The sequence below is a fragment of the Parcubacteria group bacterium genome, from assembly GCA_041657845.1.
GTDB lineage: Bacteria > Patescibacteriota > Minisyncoccia > Moranbacterales > JAKLHP01 > JAKLHP01.
Window position 1 is genome coordinate 15273 of record JBBABD010000005.1, and the last position, 18893, is coordinate 34165.

Consider the following 18893-nt stretch of genomic DNA (forward strand, 5'->3'; position numbering starts at 1 on the left):
ATACGCAATTATTGCGATGATGCAGCCACATATTATTGCTCTTGTCAAGGTCATTTTCATGAGGCTCCTCCTACTGGTTGTATTTTGTGAATCAGATGTTTAACTAACTCAATCTGTAATTATACTCCAAAATAGATCAAAAGTCAATAGTTGAATCTTAGCTAGTGAATATTAGCCGAAATAAGGCAATATTTAGCAGTTAATATTTAATTGAAGATTTATGTCGTCTCGAGCAATCTGCCAGCTGGCTGAGAGTCGAGAGATCTAATTAGATCCTTCGACTGCGTAATTTCGCGGCGAAATTACTCCGCTCAGGATGACAATAAAGAAAAGTTATATGTCTAATGCAGGAAAAATTGTGCAAGTAATTGGGCCGGTGGTGGATGTTGAATTTGGAGAAAATCTTCCAAGGATTCACGATGCTTTGGAAATTGGTCTCAAAGATGGAAAGAAACTGGTTCTTGAGGTTCATCAGCATCTGGGCGGAAATAAAGTCCGCGCGGTGGCGATGGGTTCTACCGATGGATTGTCTCGAGGAATGGAAGTAGCAAGTACCGGTGACGCCATTAAAGTTCCAGTGGGAAAAGAAACTCTGGGAAGAATGTTTAATCTTTTGGGTGAAGCGATTGACGGGAAAGAAGAAGTGAAAACTGAAAAGAAATATCCGATTCATCGCCAAGCTCCGAAATTCAAAGATCAATCTACCAAGACGGAAATTTTCGAAACCGGAATAAAAGTTATTGACCTCATTTGTCCTTTCGTGAAAGGTGGAAAGGTCGGACTTTTTGGAGGAGCGGGAGTGGGAAAGACGGTGGTTATTCAAGAACTCATTCGAAACATTGCCCAGGAGCACGGAGGATATTCGGTTTTCGCCGGAGTCGGAGAAAGAACTCGTGAAGGAAATGATTTGTATCACGAAATGAAAGATTCAGGAGTTTTGGACAAGACTTGTCTGGTTTTCGGTCAGATGAATGAACCGCCCGGAGCTCGCCAGAGAATTGCGCTTTCCGCTTTGACTATGGCCGAATATTTCCGCGATGACGAAGGAAAAGATGTTTTGCTATTTGTCGATAATATATTTCGTTTCACGCAGGCAGGTTCCGAAGTATCAGCGCTTCTTGGACGAATTCCTTCCGCAGTAGGTTACCAGCCGACACTGGCTGAAGAAATGGGTGAACTTCAAGAAAGAATTACTTCCACTCAAAAAGGATCTATTACTTCCGTGCAAGCCGTTTATGTTCCGGCCGATGATCTTACGGATCCCGCTCCTGCGACGACTTTCGGACATCTGGATTCAACAGTTGTGTTATCGCGTCCTTTATCGGAGCTGGGAATTTATCCGGCGGTTGATCCTTTGGATTCCAGCTCAACGATTCTTGATCCGAATATTGTCGGAGAAGAACACTACCAAGTGGCTCGCGGAGTTCAGCAAGTACTTCAAAGATACAAAGATCTTCAAGATATTATTGCCATTTTGGGAATGGAAGAATTGGCCGATGAAGACAAAATTGCTGTTGCCAGAGCCCGAAAGATTCAGAAATTTTTGTCTCAACCTTTCTTTGTGGCGGAACAATTCACTGGAACACCGGGAAAATATGTGAAACTAGCCGATACTGTCAAAGCTTTCAAAGCAATTTTGGATGGGGAATATGATGGGGTGGCGGAACAAGAGTTCTATATGAAAGGGGATATTAGCGAGATTAAAAAATAGTTTTTTAACTCGCAATTTTCAATGATCAATGATCAATTTACAATAAATTTACAATGAAAAAATTTTCAAACATTAAATAATTGAAAATTGAAAATTCATTGAAAATTGTAAATTGAAAATTGTAAATTTATGCCAAAGATACATTTTAAAATAGTAACACCAGAGAAGACGGCTTTTGAGGATGAGGTTGATCAGGTGACGCTTCCGGTGACTGATGGGCAAATTACGATTTTGCCTAACCATACTTCGTATATCGCTTCGCTCAAAGCAGGAGAAATTTGTTTCAAAAAAGGAAACGAGGAAACGGTGTTGGCAACTTCCGGCGGTTTTGTTGAATTTGATAAAAATGAGCTAGTTTTTTTGGCTGACACAGCGGAACGAATCGAAGAGATTGACGTCGAGGAAGCGGAAAAAGCCAAATCCAGAGCGGAAGAACTTATGAAAACCAGAGAAACGATGGATGATCAGGAATATGCCAGAGTGGCAGCGGCAATCGAGCATGAATCAAACAGGATTAAGGTTGCCAGAAAGCATCGCACGAAAAGAGGTATTAGCTTAGAATAATTTTTTAGATGTCATTCCGAGCGAGCGATAGCGAGTCGAGGAATCTAATTAGATCTTCCGACTACGTTATTCGCGGCGAATAACTTCGCTCAAGATGACAATTATATTGTGAAAACATCATATAAGTATAAAAATATTCATTCTTGTGAGGCAGTCGTTCTTTGCTGCATCGATTTTCGTTTTTGGAAAGAGACTTTGGAATTTGCGGAAAAAGAATTAAATCTAACTAGTTTTGATTTTCCATCGCTTCCGGGAGCAGCCCAGGCCATCAATAAAGGAAATGATTTGGCGCTGGGATGCGTGAGTGTTCCTTGCGATTTGCATCACGTGAAAAAGATAGTTATTGTAAATCATCAGGATTGCGGAGCGTATGGCGGATCTTCTAAATTCAACGGCGACATTGAGGCTGAACAGAAATTTCACGAAGAAGAACTTCAAAAAGCGAAAGATAAAATTTTAGAAAAATATCCGGATAAGGAAGTAATTCTTGCTTATGCGAAGTTAATTGATGGCGGGGAAAATATAGAATTTATTGTTTTATAAGATAATTTAGAACAAATAGAGAGATGTTTTAAACACATACATTTGTCGGTTCTTAAACAATTAGAAACGAGGAGGGATTATAGCTTATGTCTACTATAATTGAAGAAATAGACACATCTGATTTTCGCTTGATGCTAAGCTCATCAATTTATGGTCAATGCTATAACTTCGCATTGGCTCTGCATCGTGGTCTTGGCTGGCCTCTTATTGGCCTAATTGTTGATCCCGTTATTATTCACGCAGGAGTACTATCTTCCGAGGGAAAAATATGGGATGGGCGAGGAGAAATTTCAGAAGCTGATTTTGTTGAGCCTTTCGTTGAGGGAGAAGCATATATCATTAAAGAAATTAAAGAAGAAGATCTCACCCATGAACCAAAGGTAAAAGAAACGACAATTGATTTTTTTCTGGAAAAAGCGCAGCTTGTTTGGCCTGAGCTGCCATGGAAGCAGGCTACTTTTATGGAAAAGGTAAAAACTTTTGCCGATGAGCTGGAGGCTCTAAGCCGCAAATATAAACTTTGGATAAGTGGTACTTTGCCCGTAGCGCCTCCTGCTATTTTTAAAGGATGCGATGATGAAACGGGTTATGCTGTTAAGCTGTCTGCTGACGGCAATGCCTTCTTTATTAATCGTATGTTAGAGTAATGGATTTATTCGCCGCATGGTTCGCCCAGCGGTTTTTTATTTCTGCAAAATATACTACAGTATTACAGTATACTGTAGTAAAATATATTAATTTTTGAATGCAAAAAAGCTTCCGAATGTCGGAAGCTTTTTGAAAATTTTATAATTTCTAGAAAAATTATTTCTTCGTTTTCTTGGCCGGCTTGCCCGCCTTAGCTTTAGCGTCGGTGGGTTTCTTTTCGGCTTCGGATTTTGTTGCTTTAGTTTTTTTGGCAGCTTCTTTCTTGGCTGCAGCTTTTTCAGCCATCTTCTTGAAGCGGTCAACTCGCCCAGTGGAGTCCAACATCTTCTTTTTCCCGGTATAAAAAGGATGGCACTGCGAACAAATTTCGACATTGATTTCCTTTTGAGTCGATCCGGTTTCAAGCTCAGCTCCGCAAAAACAGATTATTTTTGCGTCATCATGGTATTTTGGATGTATTCCCTTTTTCATAAATATCGAAGTTCATAAAGTTTGTAAAGTTCCTAAAGTTCTTAAAGTTTCAACCTCGTCTCCCTTGGAAATTTCATAAACTTTATAACCTTATAACTTTATAACCTTATAACTTTTTAGCTTTTTAACTCGATTAGTCTATCATATAAGGTCAGAATTGACAAGGGGCGCCTTTCTGATATACTGTAATACGTACCGCTAAGGCACGAAAATCCCTGTTAAATATTTCTGCTTCGCAGCGATTTAACAGAATAAACATACTTTTTTCCGGGCTCCTTCCTGTCCCGAATACTCGGGGTTTAGGGCCGTTAAAAGAAGAAAGTAGTTGTAATTATTAAGGTAAACAATACAATGGAAGAAAACAAGCCTATCCAGGCCGCAGAAGCAAAGGATAGTAAGAATGAATCCTCCAAAGAGGATTATTTTGCTAACCTGAATTATTCTGATCTGGGATTAAGCATGGAAACAATGATTAAAAAAGGTGTTCATTTTGGACATCAAAAGTCCCGAAGAAATCCAAAAATGGATGAATATATCTTCGGCACTCGGAAAGGAATTAATTTAATTGATCTTCAAAAAACTGAAGAAAAATTAAAAGAAGCTCTGGAGTTTATTAAAAAAGTAAAATCCGAGGGGAAAGAAATTCTTTTTGTCGGAACAAAAAAACAAATCAAAGAAATTGTTAAGGAAGCGGCGATTTTTTGCGAAATGCCTTTCGTAACGGAAAGATGGCTGGGAGGAACTTTCACAAACTTTAAGATTATCAGAGGAAGAGGAAAATATCTTAAGGATCTCAAGGAGACGATTGATAAGGGAGAAGCCAAAAAATATACTAAGTTTGAACAGATGAAGATGCAGGAGGAGCTTGATAAATTGGAGATTAAAATGGGAGGGATAAAAGACATGAAAGATCTTCCGGGAGCGATTTTTGTAACCGATATAAAGGAAAATGATTTGGCCATAAAAGAAGCCAGGAAATCGGGAGTTACAGTCATTGCGCTGGCTGATACCAATGTTGATCCGACGGTTGTCGATTATCCGATCCCGGCCAATGATGATGCAATATCATCTGTAAGGCTGATGCTGAGCTATATTTGCAAAGCGATAATCGAGAGCAAACAGGTTGTAAAAGAAGAAACACCAGCAAAATAATTATAAATTTTAAATTATAAATTTTAATTCAATTTTAAGTTTACAAATGACTAAATTTTAAGATTTTTCATTTGACGTTTCATTTAAAATTTAAAATTAAGAATTTAAAATTTTCAATAGTATGCTTAAAAAAATAAAAACAATCAGGGAAAAAACCGGAGCAGGAATGGTTGATATTAAAAAAGCGCTTGTAGCGGCCAATGGAGATGAAGAAAAAGCTATTGAACTCTTGAGGAAGAGCGGGCAAGCCAAGGCTGTGAAAAAATCCGAAAGAACGGCCAAAGAAGGAATCGTAGCTTCATATATTCATTCTAATAATAGAATCGGGGTAATGATTAAGCTTTTTTGCGAGACTGATTTTGTAGCCAGAAATTCCGACTTTCAGGAACTCGCCAAAGATATCTGTATGCATATTGCAGGAATGAATCCAAAATTTTTGAAGCCGGAAGATGTTTCTTTGAAACTTGTAGATAAAGAAAAAGAAATTTGGACCGAGCAGCTCAAGAACGAAGGGAAACTGGAAACGATGCTGGAAAAAATAATGGCCGGAAAAGAAAAAAAATTCAGGGAGGAATCGGCGCTTCTGACGCAGTCTTTTGTTAAAAATTCCGATATTACTGTCGGAGAGCTCATCGCTGAAAAAATTGGAATAATCGGAGAAAATATTCAAGTAGGAGAATTTGTGAGATACGAATTGTAAGTGTTCAAGGCGTTCTAAGCGTTAAAGGCGTTGAAGTTGCTGAAATTTTAACGAATTAAACGAGCAAAACGATAGAACGATCAGAACGATTAGAAAATGGCAAAATATTTAGTCAGTTTATATAGTTGGGAAAATCCACGATTGTGTTTTGGGGATGTTGATCTGGCTAAAGGCGATAAAGTAATTATAGAAGGTGAATTTGGCAATGATCTTGGAAATGTTTTAGAAATCGGAGTTGAAACTAAAAATGACAAAGGACAGCCTATTGTCAGGGTTGCAACTCCTCGGGATATTGAAGCTTTTAAAAAAAATGAAGAAAAGAAAGAAGAGCTGCTAAAGGTTTGCAAAAGTGAAATAAAAAGACTGGAGCTTAAGATGAAACTTATTGATGCTCGAATCGGCTTGGATGGAAGCAATGTGGTTATTATTTTTACAGCAGACGAAAGGGTTGATTTCAGGGAATTAGTCAAAACTTTAGCGAAAATTTTCCATAGGAGCGTTCGAATGCTTCAAATCGGATCTCGGGATGAAGCAAGGAGATTGGGAGGATGCGGGATTTGCGGGAGAGAGCTTTGCTGTGTTAAATTTCCTGGAGATATTCCCAGCATTTCCACTGAAATGGCGAGAGTCCAACAGGTGGCTAGCAGGGGTTCAGATAGAATTTCTGGCGTATGCGGAAGGCTGATGTGCTGTCTTTCGTATGAAGCGAAGCAATATCAAGAAATACTTTCTGGAATGCCGGAAATTGGAAGTGTCGCAAGAATCAAAGAAGGAAAAGGGCAAGTTTTGGAGCTGGATGTTGTTAAGCAGGAAGTTAAGCTTAGAATGGAAGGTGGAAAAATAAAAATAGTTAAAAAAGAAGAAATTAAGTAAAACCCTATTGAATGCACCAAGGGTGTTCTACCGAGGCAGGATTTAACAGGGTGAAAATAATTAATAGAAATGTTAAGCTACATTATTCCACCAATTGTTATCGTGTTGAGCCTAGCTGCTCTGATATTTTTTCTTTTCAGGAAAAGCGCTAAAATCGCGGAAGAATTAATCCTAAAGGAGAAAAGAAATGAAATCGGAGGCGCTCAGATTGAAAAACAAAAACTTTTTCGTTTTACCCAGTTTATTCTCAAGATTTCCGAAAAAATAATGCAACGTTTCAAATTATTTTCACTCAGATTCTACAACAAGACTGACAATTGGTTTCACTCAATAAAAGAAAAAAGAGAGAATAGGATTAGCAATACGCCAAGGCCGGAAAAAGAAGAAATGAAAATTGGAGTTGATAATATCTCGGTGAGAAGAGATGCTACTAGAATAGAGGAAACGGAAATTGAAATTGAGCCGATGATAAGCAAGGAAGCTGTTCATCCGGATTCGAGAATTCAAGTAAGAAATGAATTTGAAAAAGCGCTTATTGAGAGGATTGCTTTCAATCCGAAGGATATTGAAGCCTATGAACGTCTCGGAGATTATTATATTGAAATTGGAAATTTTAACGATTCTCTGGCTTGTTTTGAAGAAGTTTTAAAATTAAGTCCGGGAAGCAGGAGAGCCAAGATAAAAACAAAAAGACTTCAAAAGATTGTTTTTGGCGGCTTGTCGAGATAGATTCTTTAAAATAAAATGCCGTTGTAATTCAGCTGGTTATTGCTGGATAATGCCGTTGTAGCTCAGCTGGTAGAGCAACTCCATGGTAAGGAGTAGGTCTCCGGTTCAAATCCGGACAACGGCTCAGAGGTTTCAAATTGGGCAGGTGGCGGAGTGGTCAATCGCAGCTGACTGTAAATCAGCCGACTTCGGTCTACGGGGGTTCAAATCCCTCCCTGCCCACATTTTATCAATAAGCCGCCTTAGCTCAGTTGGTAGAGCAATTGCTTTGTAAGCAAAAGGTCGTCAGTTCAAGTCTGACAGGCGGCTCAGTGAATAATTAATAGAATGGTTTTTATAGTTTCGATAGTTTTTCAGAAAGCTAATGAAACTAAAAGCTAAAATATAATATATGGCACGAGAAAATATTGCGAAAATGAAATGCAGCGAATGCAAAAACATTACTCATTTTACAACGAGAAACAAGAAGAAGCTCAAAGAGAAACTGGAGCTTAAAAAATATTGCAAATTTTGCAGAAAAAATACTTTGCATAAGGAAGTAAAATAGATTGAAAATTTCTAATTTCTAATTGACCTAATTTCTAATCAATTACTAATGTCTGAATGTCTAATGTCCAATTTTGGTTATTTATTCATTCGATAATTGGGATTTGTTTAGAAATTAGAAATTCGGATTTAGAAATTCCGATCTGCGGGTGTCGTATAGTGGCAGTACAGGGGTCTCCAAAACCTCCAGCGGGAGTTCGATTCTCTCCACCCGTGCAAAATCTAACTAAATCGAGGCTTTCAGAAGCCTCTTTTTAGGTTCTAACTTTTTGTGATAATATGAATATATGACCGTTTGGGACAAAATATACAAAAGTTATAAAAAAGACGGAAAACCTTGGGGAAGTCTGAAGGATGATTTGCTTCCTGAGTTTTTAGAATTTGTGAAAAATACCAATTTTATTTCTAGAAATGCATTAGATATTGGCTGTGGAGATGGTCGCTATTTAGATTATTTACAAAAGCTAGGGTTTAAAATAACTGGCATTGATTCTAGTAAAACTGCCATCGAAATGAGCAGGAAAGTTTTAGGATCGAAGGCTAATCTAATATATGCAGAAATGTTTGGTTATGATTATTTATCCAACGAATATGATCTGGTGTTTTCTCTTTCTTCCATTCATCACGGTTTTAAAAAAGATATCAGCAAATTAATTGATAAAATTTACAGTTCACTTCTGCCTGGCGGTTTTGCTTTTATTACTTTGCCCGACATTAGTGACATTGAAAGCTGGGACACATTTAAAAATAATAAAAAATTGGAGGAAGGAACTTTCTCTCCTCTGTCAGGGCCGGAAACGGGTTTAGCTCATAGCTTTTTCAACAGAAAAGAAATTGAAAATATGTTTTCTGAATTTAGCAGCTTGAAGTTGGATTTAAACGATAGAGTGAATTGGGTGGTTATTGTTAAGAAGTAAGTTTATCTTGGCAAATGAAATCCAAAAGTAGAGGCTTCTATAGAGGCCTCTATTTTTTATAACAACAATATTGACAAATAGCGCATTGCTTGCTATTTTTTATTGTAAAAAGAAACAAAAAATATAGCAAAAAAAAGGGGGTTGCATGGAAACAGGGCAAGAAGGGAAAGGGGGCTACAAATACAATAAAACGTGGAGGAATAGTCATCGAGGGACTTATCAGGCTGGAAAAAACAGATATTACGCCAGGGGACGGGTATTTGCCAGAAACGGAGGAGGGGCTTGGACAGAAGAAGATGAATGCTTAATCGTTGCCACAGATCGGCCGTGCGACAGAGAAATAGCAAAGAAGATAGGCAGATCTATCGATTCTATTCAGGTGCATAGAGTCGCAGTGAGGAATAGAAATAAAAAGATAAGATAAATCGTTTTGCTTATCGATATACCGCCAATATAGCAGATGCTTGAGGCGGTTTTTTTATCTCATCAACGCAATCGCTCGCTCCAATCTTACTTCAATCGGTTCCCAATTTTCTAATATATTTGTCCGAATCATCTCGCCTAGCCATTGCAAACGAAAAACAAGACCTGGTTAGTCTTGTTTTTGTTTTAGAGAAAGAATAATGAAAATTAGCGGCTTGCTTTCTTGGCTACCTTTATTACCTGTGAAGCATCTTTAACAGCCTCTTGTTTGGCGGCGATTGCCAATTTGCTGATTGATTTCCAATGCTTCTTGAGATCCTCCGCCAAAGCTTTAATTTCCGGTCGGCTAGCTTTCTTTCCTTTCTCATATTCCTTGGATACTCTGTCAATGATCTCCAGGTAGATTGGCTCTGTGATTTCGCGTGCCTTTTCCAGTTTTTCAACAACCTCGCCCTTCATTTTGATAGCCCAAGCTTTGGCATGCTGTCTATGCTTTTTTCCTTTTGGTCCGAAGAAAAAGTAAGCCGTTGCTGCCAGTCCCGCCAAGCTGGCGCAAACCACTGCTATTTTTACCGCATTTGATTTATTTGTTTTCTTTGGCATATATTTTTGTCTTAAAAAATTATTTTTTCTTGTTATTTTGTTTCTGCTCCTTTTTTCTCAGTTCGCTTTTTGTTTCGCGCCGGAGGAAAGAAAAGCCTAAAAACCATTTTCCGAAGCCTCTTTTTGGTTAATAGAGGGGTCGTATGGTTATGTCCGTGGTATAATAAAGATTAACCGAGGTAAAAAATATTTTTAGGGGAAAGTAATGATATAAAATAATGGATAAAAAAAATCAGTTTTATTGTCAGGAAGTAGCGGACGTGATAAGCGAATTCCATTCTAGCCAGCATGGGCTTTCTTCTAATGATGCCAGAAAAAGGCTTTTGGGAAAAGGGCATATTGAACTGCCGGGAGCCAAGAGGGACAATTATTTGTCTATTTTTTTTCGTCAATTTAGAAGTTCGCTTATCTATATACTGCTAGTCGCTGGAGCCGTCGTTTTTTTAATGGGGGAAATTATTGACGCGCTGGTCATTTTTTTTGTACTTTTTTTTAATGCAATGATCGGCGCAATCCAGGAAGGAAAAGCGCAAAACACTTTTTTGGCTCTCAAAAAATTCATTAAAGGAAGGGCGACTGTTCTTAGAAATAGTGAAGAAATAATTGTATCCGATAGAGAAGTGGTTCTCGGTGATATTATCGTTCTTCGTGAAGGGGAAAAGGTTCCTGCGGATGCTCGTCTTATGGCTTCAAACTCTCTCACAATTAATGAAGCGGCTCTTACTGGAGAATCAACCCCAAAATTCAAAACAACAGCGGCTATCAAAAAAAGATATATTTCAATAATGAACCGGGAAAATATTGTTTACAAAGGCACAACTGTCGTTGCGGGAAATGGAAAAGCGATTATCGTGGCAACAGGAGTGGATACTTTTTTGGGAAGCATTGCCAAGGAAACTTTGGCTATTGGTTCAGCATTTCCGCTCAAGAATGATATAAAAAAATTATCCCGGCTGGTGATTGTTTTTGTATTGGCAGTTTCCGCAATTTTGCTTGTTTTAGGTTTGGCTAACGGATATATTTTGAAAGATATTTTTAAAACAATGGTAGCCATTGCTGTTTCTATTATTCCAGAAGGACTGCCTATTGTAATTACGCTGGTTTTGGCCGGCGGAGTGTGGCGAATGGGCAAAAAGAATGTTTTAGTCAAAAAACTTCAAGCAGTTGAAGTTTTGGGTGAGACTAAGATTTTAGCTGTTGATAAGACCGGAACAGTTACCAAAAATGAACTGGTGGTGGAAGAAATCTATGCCGGAGATAATTTTTTTGAAATAGAAAGCAAGGGGTATAGCCCCGAAGGTGAAGTAAGTTTTAATGGAAAAATAATAGATCCGCTCAACCATCCCGAACTTTTATTGGCTGGTAAAATAGCCGCTTTCAATAGCAGTGCTGGTTTGATTTTTGAAAAGAAGGAAGGGGTGTGGCGGATAGCCGGAGATCCTACAGAAGGATCAATAGCTGTATTTTCCAAGAAAATTGGTTTTCATCGCGATGAATTGCTTTCTGAGGCGCATCTTTTAGATGAAATTCCTTTTAGTTATGAACTGAAATTTCATGCCACTCTTCACGAACAAAAAACAAATAATCTTTTGGCAGTGACTGGTTCTCCGGAATCCATTCTGGATTTATCTGAAAGTGAATGGAGCATTGACGGTTCCAGGAAGTTTACGGAAAAAAGAAGACAAGCTATCCGATCGGTCATAAACTCCATGTCTCAAAAAGGGCTTCGGATCATAGGTTTCGCTTTTTGCGAAACTAGCATTGGCGCATTAGATAAAGGAAATATTCCCAAACTTATTTTTGGAGGATTTTTCGGGATCAAAGATGCACTTCGGGAAGAAGTGAAAAATGCTGTCAAGCAAGTTTCTATGTCTGGGATTAAGGTGGTTATGATAACCGGCGATCATCAAATAACCGCTATGGCGATTGCTAAAGAAGCCGGGATTTATAAATCTGCCGATGAAGTTTTGAATGGCGAAGAAATAGAAAAATTGAACGAAGAAGAATTGGCGTTGAAAATAAAAAATGTTTCCGTATTTGCCAGAATCACTCCTGATCAGAAACTTAAAATAATAAAAGCCTACCAGGCAAACGGCATGGTAATAGCGATGACCGGAGATGGGGTGAATGATGCACTTTCGCTCACGGCGGCGGATATTGGCATAGGCATGGGAAAAATCGGCACGGAAGTAGCCAAAGAAGCTTCGGATATAATTCTTCTCGATGACAATTTTGGAAGCATAACCCATGGCGTTGAAGAAGGAAGGAATATCTTTGATTCCATTAAGAAAGTTGTTCTTTATCTTTTTTCCACTAGTTTGGGCGAAGTTTTTGTGATCCTAGGAGCACTTTTCATTGGCTTTCCTTTACCAATTTTAGCTGCTCAAATTTTATGGCTCAATCTGGTGACAGATGGATTTTTGGATATGGCGCTAGCAATGGAACCGAAAGAAGGAGGTAAATCTGGTATCTATAGGAAAACTTTCATTGTGGACAAATTGATGTTGCAAAGGATGTTTTTTATGGCTTTGCCGATGGCTATCGGAACGCTTTATTTGTTTAGCCAAAATTACCAAACGGATATTGCAAAAGCTTGGACAATTTCACTTACAACGCTTGCGGTTTTCCAATGGTTCAACGCATGGAATTGTCGTTCGGAAAGCAGTTCAATTTTTAAGATGAATCCATTCTCTAATAAATTTTTAGTTGGAGCCACTGGCGTTGTCATTGGACTTCAACTGTTGGCGGTCTACAATCCATTTTTTCAGAAAGTTTTGCGGACAGTGCCTTTGTCAGGAAAGGATTGGGCCGTTATTGCCGGTGTTGCATTTTCAATAGTTATTATTGAAGAGCTAAGAAAGATTGTGTTTAGAAATATTATAGCGAGAAGGACGACGGGATAAGTTATGCATTCAAATTTAAATCAGGAGTGCAGATATAATAGGATTATTTACGAATAAAATTCTAACGTTCTTTATGATATCGTGCGGATGAAAACAATGCTTACCTGAGCCTTGTTTTTGATAGGGGTTCGTAGATTTGGAACTGCTTAAGCATATAATATATTGCAATATCTTTTTTAGGGGTATATAATTTAATTATAATTTGTGAAATAAGAAGGGACTAAAAAAATGAATAAAAAAAACAAAAGAAAAACTGAAAAAAATATTTTTATTTTTTTGGCATTTTTAATTTTATCTATAGGTTTTGTTATTTTTCCTCGTGATGCAAAAGCTGCTCCCTCAATTTCTACTTATAATATGATAACCAACAAAACGACGCCTGATGTTAAAGGAACAATTAGCGGTGTTACCGGAACTGCTGAAGTTTCTGTAACGATTAATGCAATTGAATATTCCTTAGATTCAGTGACTAATGGAAATTGGAGTATGACAGTTGGCGAAGATGGCCACCCATTGGAATCGGAACATTATTACACAGTTGAAATTACAGCTACTGATGGAACAGGAGACAATTCTACAACCGCTTACATCTATGTGGATGAGGGTTGCCCTTATGAATTTTATTATACTGGAGATGGAGGAGAAGAAGCTGAATTTTCATCGATTACTTTTAGTGAGACATATAATTATACTTCCGATGATGGGCTTTTCTCGCTTTCTTTTCCGGCTGGAACTGTAGTTGTGCAAAGGGGCGGAGGGACTTTTGATCTTGCGGATTGGTATGCTGAAATTGTCGATTCCAATAATGAAAGAATCATTTCAAAGCTTCGTTTTGGAATTCCCGATGAGGATTTGGATTTTTCTGTTCACGATGTCATTGTTACTTTTAATGTCGGCGAAGAATATAGCGGGCAAAGTTTAAATATATTTTCAAGAGGGGATGGCGATAATGATGAGGGTTGGGAGCCATTGGAGATTGATTGCACCGTTACGGAAGGCGGTAGTTGCACGTTTAGCATTAATCATGCTTCTTATTTCTCAATCAGCCAATATACCAGCATCGCTGAAACCGAAGAAGGAGAAAATGATGATAATGACGATGACAACAATGATGATGATTCAGAAACGGCTCACATTGATTCCTGGAAAGCTTATCGTTATGAGGATGCCAACAAAAGCTGTTCATCACGGCTGAAATTAACCATTAAAGGCAAATATTTCGACAAAAATGCTGAAGTAAAAATTGGAAACAATGAAGCTTCTTCTGTGAACACAAAATCCAGCAAAAAAATTGTTGCCAAATTCTGTATGAGTAAGCTGCTAGATAATCAAGCTAGCCATAAAAAAACTATTAGCGTAACCAATTCCGATGCTGACATGGAAAAAGCGGATAAAAAGATAAATCTGGACGATGTCGGCTATAGCGCATCAGAGAAAGACTTTGATATTCAGACAACTGAAGGAGCAAAAAGTATCCAAGCAGCTCTGGCCAAACTCGGATTTTTGGATGAAGGATATGTTACCGGATTTTACGGATTAATTACGACAAATGCGGTTGTTGAGTTCCAAAAACAGAATGGCATTTCTCAAACTGGATATGTAGGGCCATTAACGAAAACGAAATTGGAAGAAAAAATGAAATAGAAGAAGGATGCTATTATTCAAAGCGAAATTTACACTTTTGAGTTTAAGATTTCCACTGGCTGGGGGGGGATAAATTCGGGGATAATCTAATAAACTCTTAATTCCGCCAACATAGCTAATGCTTGAGGCGGTTTTTTTGTTTGTACAAATGCAAGTATAATTGTATATTAATAAAGTAATGAAAAAAGTTATATTTATAATATTGATCGTATTATTTCTGGCCATTGCCGGCGGAATTTTTTATCGCGGGAGAATATTTAGCGTTAACAGAGTCGCGATTACACAAAACGAAGCCAAAGAAAAAGTCGAGCCGGAAAGCCAAGTTTCCGTAGTTTCTTCTGAATCTTTCGCTGAGCCAGAAAAACCGATAGCGCTTTCAATTCCTGACTTTATAATGCTAGACGTGCCTTTTGTTGGCCAGGCGCCGTTTCAAATCTGGGATGCGCTTCACGAAGACGCTTGCGAGGAAGCAAGCCTGGTTATGCTGAAATATTTTTCTGATGGCAAAAAATCAATTACCAAAGAGCAAGCCGAAAAAGAAATTCAGGATATGGTTGCTTTTGAAAAGAAAAACGGATATAAGCCAAGCATTGCATTGGAAGAACTAAATCAAATTGCTAGTAAATATTACAAATTAGAAAACGGCAGGGTGGGGAAAAATATTACCATCGAAGATATTAAGAAAGAATTATCAAATGAAAAACCGGTAATCGTCGGAGCGGCGGGAAAAGTTTTGCCCAATCCCAATTTTAAAAACGGCGGACCGAATTATCATATGCTGGTAATCATCGGCTATGACGCTCAAGGTTTTATTACCAACGATCCTGGAACGCGCTTGGGCGAAGGCTTTCGATATTCTTTTGACGATTTGCTCAAATCCATTCATGACTGGGATTCAAAAAATATTCTAAACGGAGGTAAGGATTATTTAGTTTTTGATTAAGCTAACTATTATGTCATTCCGAGCGAGCATAGCGAGTCGAGGAATCTAATAAGATGAAACAATATTGCGTTTACATAACGACTAATAAATCAGGAACATTATACATCGGAGTTACGAGTAATTTAAAGAAAAGAATCTGGGAGCATAAGAATAAGATTGTGGATGGATTTACCAAAAAATATAATATAGATAAGTTAATATATTTTGAACAGACGGAAAATGTAATGAGCGCTTTGGAAAGAGAAAAACAGTTGAAAAAATAGAGCAGACAAAAGAAAATAAATCTAATAAACAAGATGAATTCAGAATGGGAAGATTTGTACGATAAGTTATAAAATTAGATCTCTCGACTCCCTTCGGTCGCTCGAGATGACAATGGGGGCGTTTTTTAGTTTAATTGGAAACCTTGTTTTTATTGATTTTTACTGGTAATATAAAAACATGACAGCCAATGAGCTTAGGCAGAAATTTTTAAAATTCTTTGAATCCAAGGGACACACCATTATTCCCTCAGCTTCACTTATTCCCGAAAATGATCCTTCGGTGCTTTTTACGACCGCCGGAATGCATCCTTTGGTTCCGTATCTTATGGGAGAAAAATATCCCGGAGGAAGTCGTGTGGTCGATGTGCAAAAATGCGTTCGCACGGGAGACATTGATGAAGTGGGAGACACTTGCCATCATACTTTTTTCGAAATGCTGGGGAATTGGAGTTTCGGAGATTATTTTAAGGAAGATTCCATAAAATGGAGTTTCGAATTTTTGATATCAAAAGAAGGACTAAATTTGGACAAAAATAGAATTGCTATTTCAGTTTTTGCTGGCGATGATGATGCTCCGTTTGATGAAGAGTCGTATGCTCTTTGGAAAAACTCGGGAATTTCCGAAAAAAGAATTGCCAAACTTCCCAAAAAAAATAATTGGTGGGGAATGGAAAAAGGACCTTGCGGACCGGACACGGAAATATTTTATTGGACTGGAGATCCTGAAAATGTTCCGGAAAGCTTCAATGATGACAATGCTCTTTGGGTAGAAATCTGGAATAATGTTTTCATCCAGTATAACAAGATCCAGGATGACGGATATGAGGTTTTAAAACAGAAAAATGTCGATACGGGAATGGGATTGGAAAGAATCCTAGCGGCGATAAATGAATTTGATGATAATTATAAAACTGATTTGTTCTGGTCGATAATTGAAAAAATCGAGGAAATTTCCGGAAAAAAATATGGAGAAAGCGAGGAAATTACCAAATCAATGCGCATTATTGCCGATCACATAAAAGCGGCTACTTTTATTATGGCGGATGACAAAGATATTTCTCCTTCCAATCTGGGACAAGGATATGTGGTCAGGCGTCTAATTCGAAGAGCGATTCGTCACGGTAAAATTTTGGGAATCGAAAATGATTCTTGGACGAAAGAAATTGCCAAGATCGTGGCTTTTGAATACAGAGATGTTTATTCGGAACTGCCAAGAAATATTGATAAAGTTTTGAAAAAATTTGAGGAGGAAGAAGAAAAATTTAGAGAAACTTTAGAAAAAGGATTGAATATTCTAAATAAATTATACCCCATAGGATCAAAAAAGTTGAAAGATGGAGAATTTCCACCAGTTATAAATAAAGATGTGGATCCAGAAGAAGTTTTTAATCTATACCAAACATACGGATTTCCCTTTGAAATGATACAGGAAGAATTGAACAAAAGAGGGCTTAGGGCTTATGAGGAAGAATTTCAACGAAGGCTCAAAAAACATCAAGAGCTTTCTCGCACTGCGTCCAAAGGAATGTTTAAAGGAGGGCTGGCTGATTCAAGCGAGGAAACGAAAAGATTGCATACAGCGGCGCATTTGCTTTTGGCGGCGCTTCGAAAAATGTTTGGAGATCATGTTTATCAAAAAGGATCCAATATTACGCCAGAAAGGCTTCGATTTGATTTTTCTTATTCGGAAAAAATGACTGAGGAACAGATAAGAGAAATTGAAAAAATGGTTAACGATGTTATTCAAGAAGATTTACCGGTAATTTGCGAAGAAATGAGTTTGGATGAAGCAGTGAAGCAAAATGCCATGGGAATTTTTAAGGCGAAATACGGAGAACAAGTTAAAGTTTATACGATACAATCCGCCCAAGGCGGACCTCCTTTCAGTCGGGAAATTTGCGGAGGTCCGCACGCAACGCGCACCGGAAACTTAGGAAAATTCAAAATAGTAAAAGAAGAAAGTTCTTCGGCGGGAGTGCGAAGAATCAAAGCAACTTTAGAATAATTTTGTAATTTTGTAGAACCATGAAACAATCAAAACTTTTTACCAAGACCAAAAAAGAAGCGCCGAAAGATGAGTTGAGCATCAATGCTCAATTGCTTATACGTGCCGGATTTGTCGATAAACTGATGGCGGGAGTCTACACTTTTTTGCCATTGGGACTTCGGGTAATGAAAAAAATAGAAAATATAATTCGCGAGGAAATGAATGCTATCGGGGGTCAGGAGATTACAATGCCGGCACTTCAACCAAAAGAAAACTGGATGACAACCGGAAGATGGGATACGATGGACGATTTGTATAAAGTAAAAGATGTGAGCGATAGAGAATTTGCGCTTGGAGCAACTCACGAAGAAGTTATATCGCCACTGGCGAAAAAATTTGTAAACTCATATAAAGATTTGCCTTTGTATGCTTATCAATTCCAGAATAAATTCAGAATGGAACTTCGTTCAAAATCCGGACTGCTTCGCGGGAGAGAATTTTTGATGAAAGATTTATATTCTTTTCATCTAACGAAAAAAGATCTGGATGAATATTATGAAAAAGTTAAAGAAGCCTATTTTAAGATTTTTGAAAGATTTGGGATCAGAGAAAAAACACATCTTGCTTTTGCTTCGGGAGGAACATTTTCCAAATATTCCCACGAGTTTCAAACAATTTCGCAAGCCGGAGAAGATATAATATACGTTTGCAATAAATGCGGTTTGGCAATCAATAAAGAAATAAAATCAGAAACGGAAAAGTGTCCTGAGTGCGGAGGAACTGACTTTCGTGAAGAAAAAGCGATTGAAACGGGAAACATATTCAAACTGATGAATAAATATTCCAAGCCGTTTAATTTAAGCGTTACCGATGAAAAAGGAGAAAATCAAGAAGTTATGATGGGATGCTATGGAATCGGACTTAGCAGAGCGATGGGAACAATTGTGGAATTGAACAATGACGAAAAAGGAATGATCTGGCCGGAAGCGGTGGCTCCGTTCAAAGTTCATCTTTTGAGTTTGGGAAAAAACGAAGAAGCAGAAAAGATTTATCAGGAGCTAACTGAGAAAAATGTTGAAGTTTTGTTTGATGACCGAGAAGCCAGCGCTGGAGCAAAATTCGCTGATAGCGATCTCATTGGAATTCCGTATCGCGTTGTCATCAGTGAAAAATCTCTTGCATCCGGCGGGGTAGAAGTGAAAAAGAGAAGCGAAGAAAAGAGTGAAATTATTGAAGTTGAAAAATTGCTTTCATATTTTCAAAAATAAAAAAT

General features: G+C 37.9%; 17 protein-coding genes, 4 tRNA genes and 2 pseudogenes. 21 read left to right on the forward strand and 2 right to left on the reverse strand.

Annotation, left to right across the window (positions count from 1 at the left end; translation table 11 throughout):
• The first annotated feature begins 316 nt into the window (after nt 1-316).
• From atpD to WC906_01540, 4 genes are all read left to right on the forward strand, one after another.
• Nucleotides 317-1711, forward strand: coding sequence for a F0F1 ATP synthase subunit beta (atpD, locus tag WC906_01525; protein MFA5777101.1), 1395 nt, complete (start codon nt 317-319; stop codon nt 1709-1711).
• A 129-nt stretch (nt 1712-1840) separates the two neighbouring features.
• Nucleotides 1841-2275, forward strand: coding sequence for an ATP synthase F1 subunit epsilon (atpC, locus tag WC906_01530; GenBank protein MFA5777102.1), 435 nt, complete (start codon nt 1841-1843; stop codon nt 2273-2275).
• Between the two features lie 108 nt (nt 2276-2383).
• Nucleotides 2384-2818: a carbonic anhydrase gene (locus WC906_01535; protein MFA5777103.1), complete on the forward strand. Its 435-nt coding sequence runs from the start codon at nt 2384-2386 to the stop codon at nt 2816-2818.
• An 86-nt stretch (nt 2819-2904) separates the two neighbouring features.
• Entirely contained in the window at nt 2905-3465 is a 561-nt protein-coding gene (locus tag WC906_01540) for a hypothetical protein (GenBank protein ID MFA5777104.1), read from the forward strand.
• Between the two features lie 238 nt (nt 3466-3703).
• Here WC906_01540 and rpmE read toward each other — a convergent pair.
• A pseudogene (rpmE, locus tag WC906_01545) lies at nt 3704-3937 on the reverse strand (50S ribosomal protein L31).
• A 351-nt stretch (nt 3938-4288) separates the two neighbouring features.
• On the opposite strand from rpmE, the gene rpsB reads away from it, so the two are divergent.
• The 11 genes from rpsB (at nt 4289) to WC906_01600 (ending at nt 9278) form a co-directional block, all read left to right on the forward strand.
• Nucleotides 4289-5089, forward strand: coding sequence for a 30S ribosomal protein S2 (gene rpsB / locus WC906_01550; protein MFA5777105.1), 801 nt, complete (start codon nt 4289-4291; stop codon nt 5087-5089).
• 121 nt (nt 5090-5210) lie between these two features.
• The gene (locus WC906_01555; protein ID MFA5777106.1) at nt 5211-5789 is read left to right on the forward strand and encodes a translation elongation factor Ts; all 579 of its coding nucleotides are present in this window, start codon (nt 5211-5213) and stop codon (nt 5787-5789) included.
• A 96-nt stretch (nt 5790-5885) separates the two neighbouring features.
• Nucleotides 5886-6662, forward strand: coding sequence for a regulatory iron-sulfur-containing complex subunit RicT (ricT, locus tag WC906_01560; protein ID MFA5777107.1), 777 nt, complete (start codon nt 5886-5888; stop codon nt 6660-6662).
• Nucleotides 6663-6731: 69 nt separating this feature from the next.
• Nucleotides 6732-7391, forward strand: coding sequence for a tetratricopeptide repeat protein (locus WC906_01565; protein ID MFA5777108.1), 660 nt, complete (start codon nt 6732-6734; stop codon nt 7389-7391).
• Nucleotides 7392-7442: 51 nt separating this feature from the next.
• Nucleotides 7443-7515 (forward strand) — tRNA-Thr (locus tag WC906_01570).
• A gap of 15 nt (nt 7516-7530) precedes the next feature.
• Nucleotides 7531-7613, forward strand: a tRNA-Tyr gene (locus WC906_01575).
• A gap of 14 nt (nt 7614-7627) precedes the next feature.
• Nucleotides 7628-7700, forward strand: a tRNA-Thr gene (locus tag WC906_01580).
• Between the two features lie 82 nt (nt 7701-7782).
• Nucleotides 7783-7938, forward strand: a complete 156-nt coding sequence (rpmG, locus tag WC906_01585) for a 50S ribosomal protein L33 (protein MFA5777109.1) — start codon at nt 7783-7785, stop codon at nt 7936-7938.
• 144 nt (nt 7939-8082) lie between these two features.
• Nucleotides 8083-8153: transfer RNA gene (locus WC906_01590), tRNA-Trp, on the forward strand.
• A gap of 71 nt (nt 8154-8224) precedes the next feature.
• Nucleotides 8225-8854, forward strand: a complete 630-nt coding sequence (locus WC906_01595; GenBank protein ID MFA5777110.1) for a class I SAM-dependent methyltransferase — start codon at nt 8225-8227, stop codon at nt 8852-8854.
• A 145-nt stretch (nt 8855-8999) separates the two neighbouring features.
• Nucleotides 9000-9278, forward strand: a complete 279-nt coding sequence (locus WC906_01600; protein ID MFA5777111.1) for a hypothetical protein — start codon at nt 9000-9002, stop codon at nt 9276-9278.
• Nucleotides 9279-9484: 206 nt separating this feature from the next.
• On the opposite strand, the gene WC906_01605 is transcribed toward WC906_01600, so the two are convergent.
• Complete coding sequence (locus tag WC906_01605) at nt 9485-9880, reverse strand: hypothetical protein (protein MFA5777112.1); 396 nt, start codon at nt 9878-9880, stop codon at nt 9485-9487.
• A gap of 218 nt (nt 9881-10098) precedes the next feature.
• Here WC906_01605 and WC906_01610 point away from each other — a divergent pair, with 218 nt between their 5' ends.
• The 6 genes and pseudogenes from WC906_01610 (at nt 10099) to WC906_01635 (ending at nt 18888) form a co-directional block, all read left to right on the forward strand.
• On the forward strand, nt 10099-12783 hold the full coding sequence (locus WC906_01610; GenBank protein ID MFA5777113.1) for an HAD-IC family P-type ATPase: 2685 nt from the start codon (nt 10099-10101) through the stop codon (nt 12781-12783).
• Nucleotides 12784-13011: 228 nt separating this feature from the next.
• A complete protein-coding gene (locus tag WC906_01615) occupies nt 13012-14427 on the forward strand; it encodes a peptidoglycan-binding protein (GenBank protein ID MFA5777114.1) in 1416 nt (471 codons plus the stop codon).
• A 178-nt stretch (nt 14428-14605) separates the two neighbouring features.
• The gene (locus WC906_01620) at nt 14606-15370 is read left to right on the forward strand and encodes a C39 family peptidase (protein ID MFA5777115.1); all 765 of its coding nucleotides are present in this window, start codon (nt 14606-14608) and stop codon (nt 15368-15370) included.
• Between the two features lie 53 nt (nt 15371-15423).
• A pseudogene (locus WC906_01625) lies at nt 15424-15705 on the forward strand (GIY-YIG nuclease family protein).
• A gap of 106 nt (nt 15706-15811) precedes the next feature.
• Nucleotides 15812-17638 carry an alanine--tRNA ligase gene (locus WC906_01630; protein ID MFA5777116.1) on the forward strand — a complete coding sequence of 609 codons (1827 nt, stop codon included), beginning with the start codon at nt 15812-15814 and terminating at the stop codon, nt 17636-17638.
• Nucleotides 17639-17658: 20 nt separating this feature from the next.
• Entirely contained in the window at nt 17659-18888 is a 1230-nt protein-coding gene (locus WC906_01635; GenBank protein MFA5777117.1) for an aminoacyl--tRNA ligase-related protein, read from the forward strand.
• Nucleotides 18889-18893: the final 5 nt, after the last annotated feature.

What these genes read in the sequence shown, in the direction of transcription:
- WC906_01635 (MFA5777117.1), top strand. Translation starts at nt 17,659, where the DNA reads ATGAAACAATCAAAACTTTTTACCAAGACCAAAAAAGAAGCGCCGAAA.
- ricT (MFA5777107.1), top strand. Translation starts at nt 5,886, where the DNA reads ATGGCAAAATATTTAGTCAGTTTATATAGTTGGGAAAATCCACGATTG.
- WC906_01620 (MFA5777115.1), top strand. Translation starts at nt 14,606, where the DNA reads ATGAAAAAAGTTATATTTATAATATTGATCGTATTATTTCTGGCCATT.
- WC906_01540 (MFA5777104.1), top strand. Translation starts at nt 2,905, where the DNA reads ATGTCTACTATAATTGAAGAAATAGACACATCTGATTTTCGCTTGATG.
- WC906_01565 (MFA5777108.1), top strand. Translation starts at nt 6,732, where the DNA reads ATGTTAAGCTACATTATTCCACCAATTGTTATCGTGTTGAGCCTAGCT.
- atpC (MFA5777102.1), top strand. Translation starts at nt 1,841, where the DNA reads ATGCCAAAGATACATTTTAAAATAGTAACACCAGAGAAGACGGCTTTT.
- atpD (MFA5777101.1), top strand. Translation starts at nt 317, where the DNA reads ATGACAATAAAGAAAAGTTATATGTCTAATGCAGGAAAAATTGTGCAA.
- WC906_01555 (MFA5777106.1), top strand. Translation starts at nt 5,211, where the DNA reads ATGCTTAAAAAAATAAAAACAATCAGGGAAAAAACCGGAGCAGGAATG.
- rpsB (MFA5777105.1), top strand. Translation starts at nt 4,289, where the DNA reads ATGGAAGAAAACAAGCCTATCCAGGCCGCAGAAGCAAAGGATAGTAAG.
- rpmG (MFA5777109.1), top strand. Translation starts at nt 7,783, where the DNA reads ATGGCACGAGAAAATATTGCGAAAATGAAATGCAGCGAATGCAAAAAC.
- WC906_01630 (MFA5777116.1), top strand. Translation starts at nt 15,812, where the DNA reads ATGACAGCCAATGAGCTTAGGCAGAAATTTTTAAAATTCTTTGAATCC.
- WC906_01600 (MFA5777111.1), top strand. Translation starts at nt 9,000, where the DNA reads ATGGAAACAGGGCAAGAAGGGAAAGGGGGCTACAAATACAATAAAACG.
- WC906_01615 (MFA5777114.1), top strand. Translation starts at nt 13,012, where the DNA reads ATGAATAAAAAAAACAAAAGAAAAACTGAAAAAAATATTTTTATTTTT.
- WC906_01605 (MFA5777112.1), bottom strand. Translation starts at nt 9,880, where the DNA reads ATGCCAAAGAAAACAAATAAATCAAATGCGGTAAAAATAGCAGTGGTT.
- WC906_01610 (MFA5777113.1), top strand. Translation starts at nt 10,099, where the DNA reads ATGGATAAAAAAAATCAGTTTTATTGTCAGGAAGTAGCGGACGTGATA.
- WC906_01595 (MFA5777110.1), top strand. Translation starts at nt 8,225, where the DNA reads ATGACCGTTTGGGACAAAATATACAAAAGTTATAAAAAAGACGGAAAA.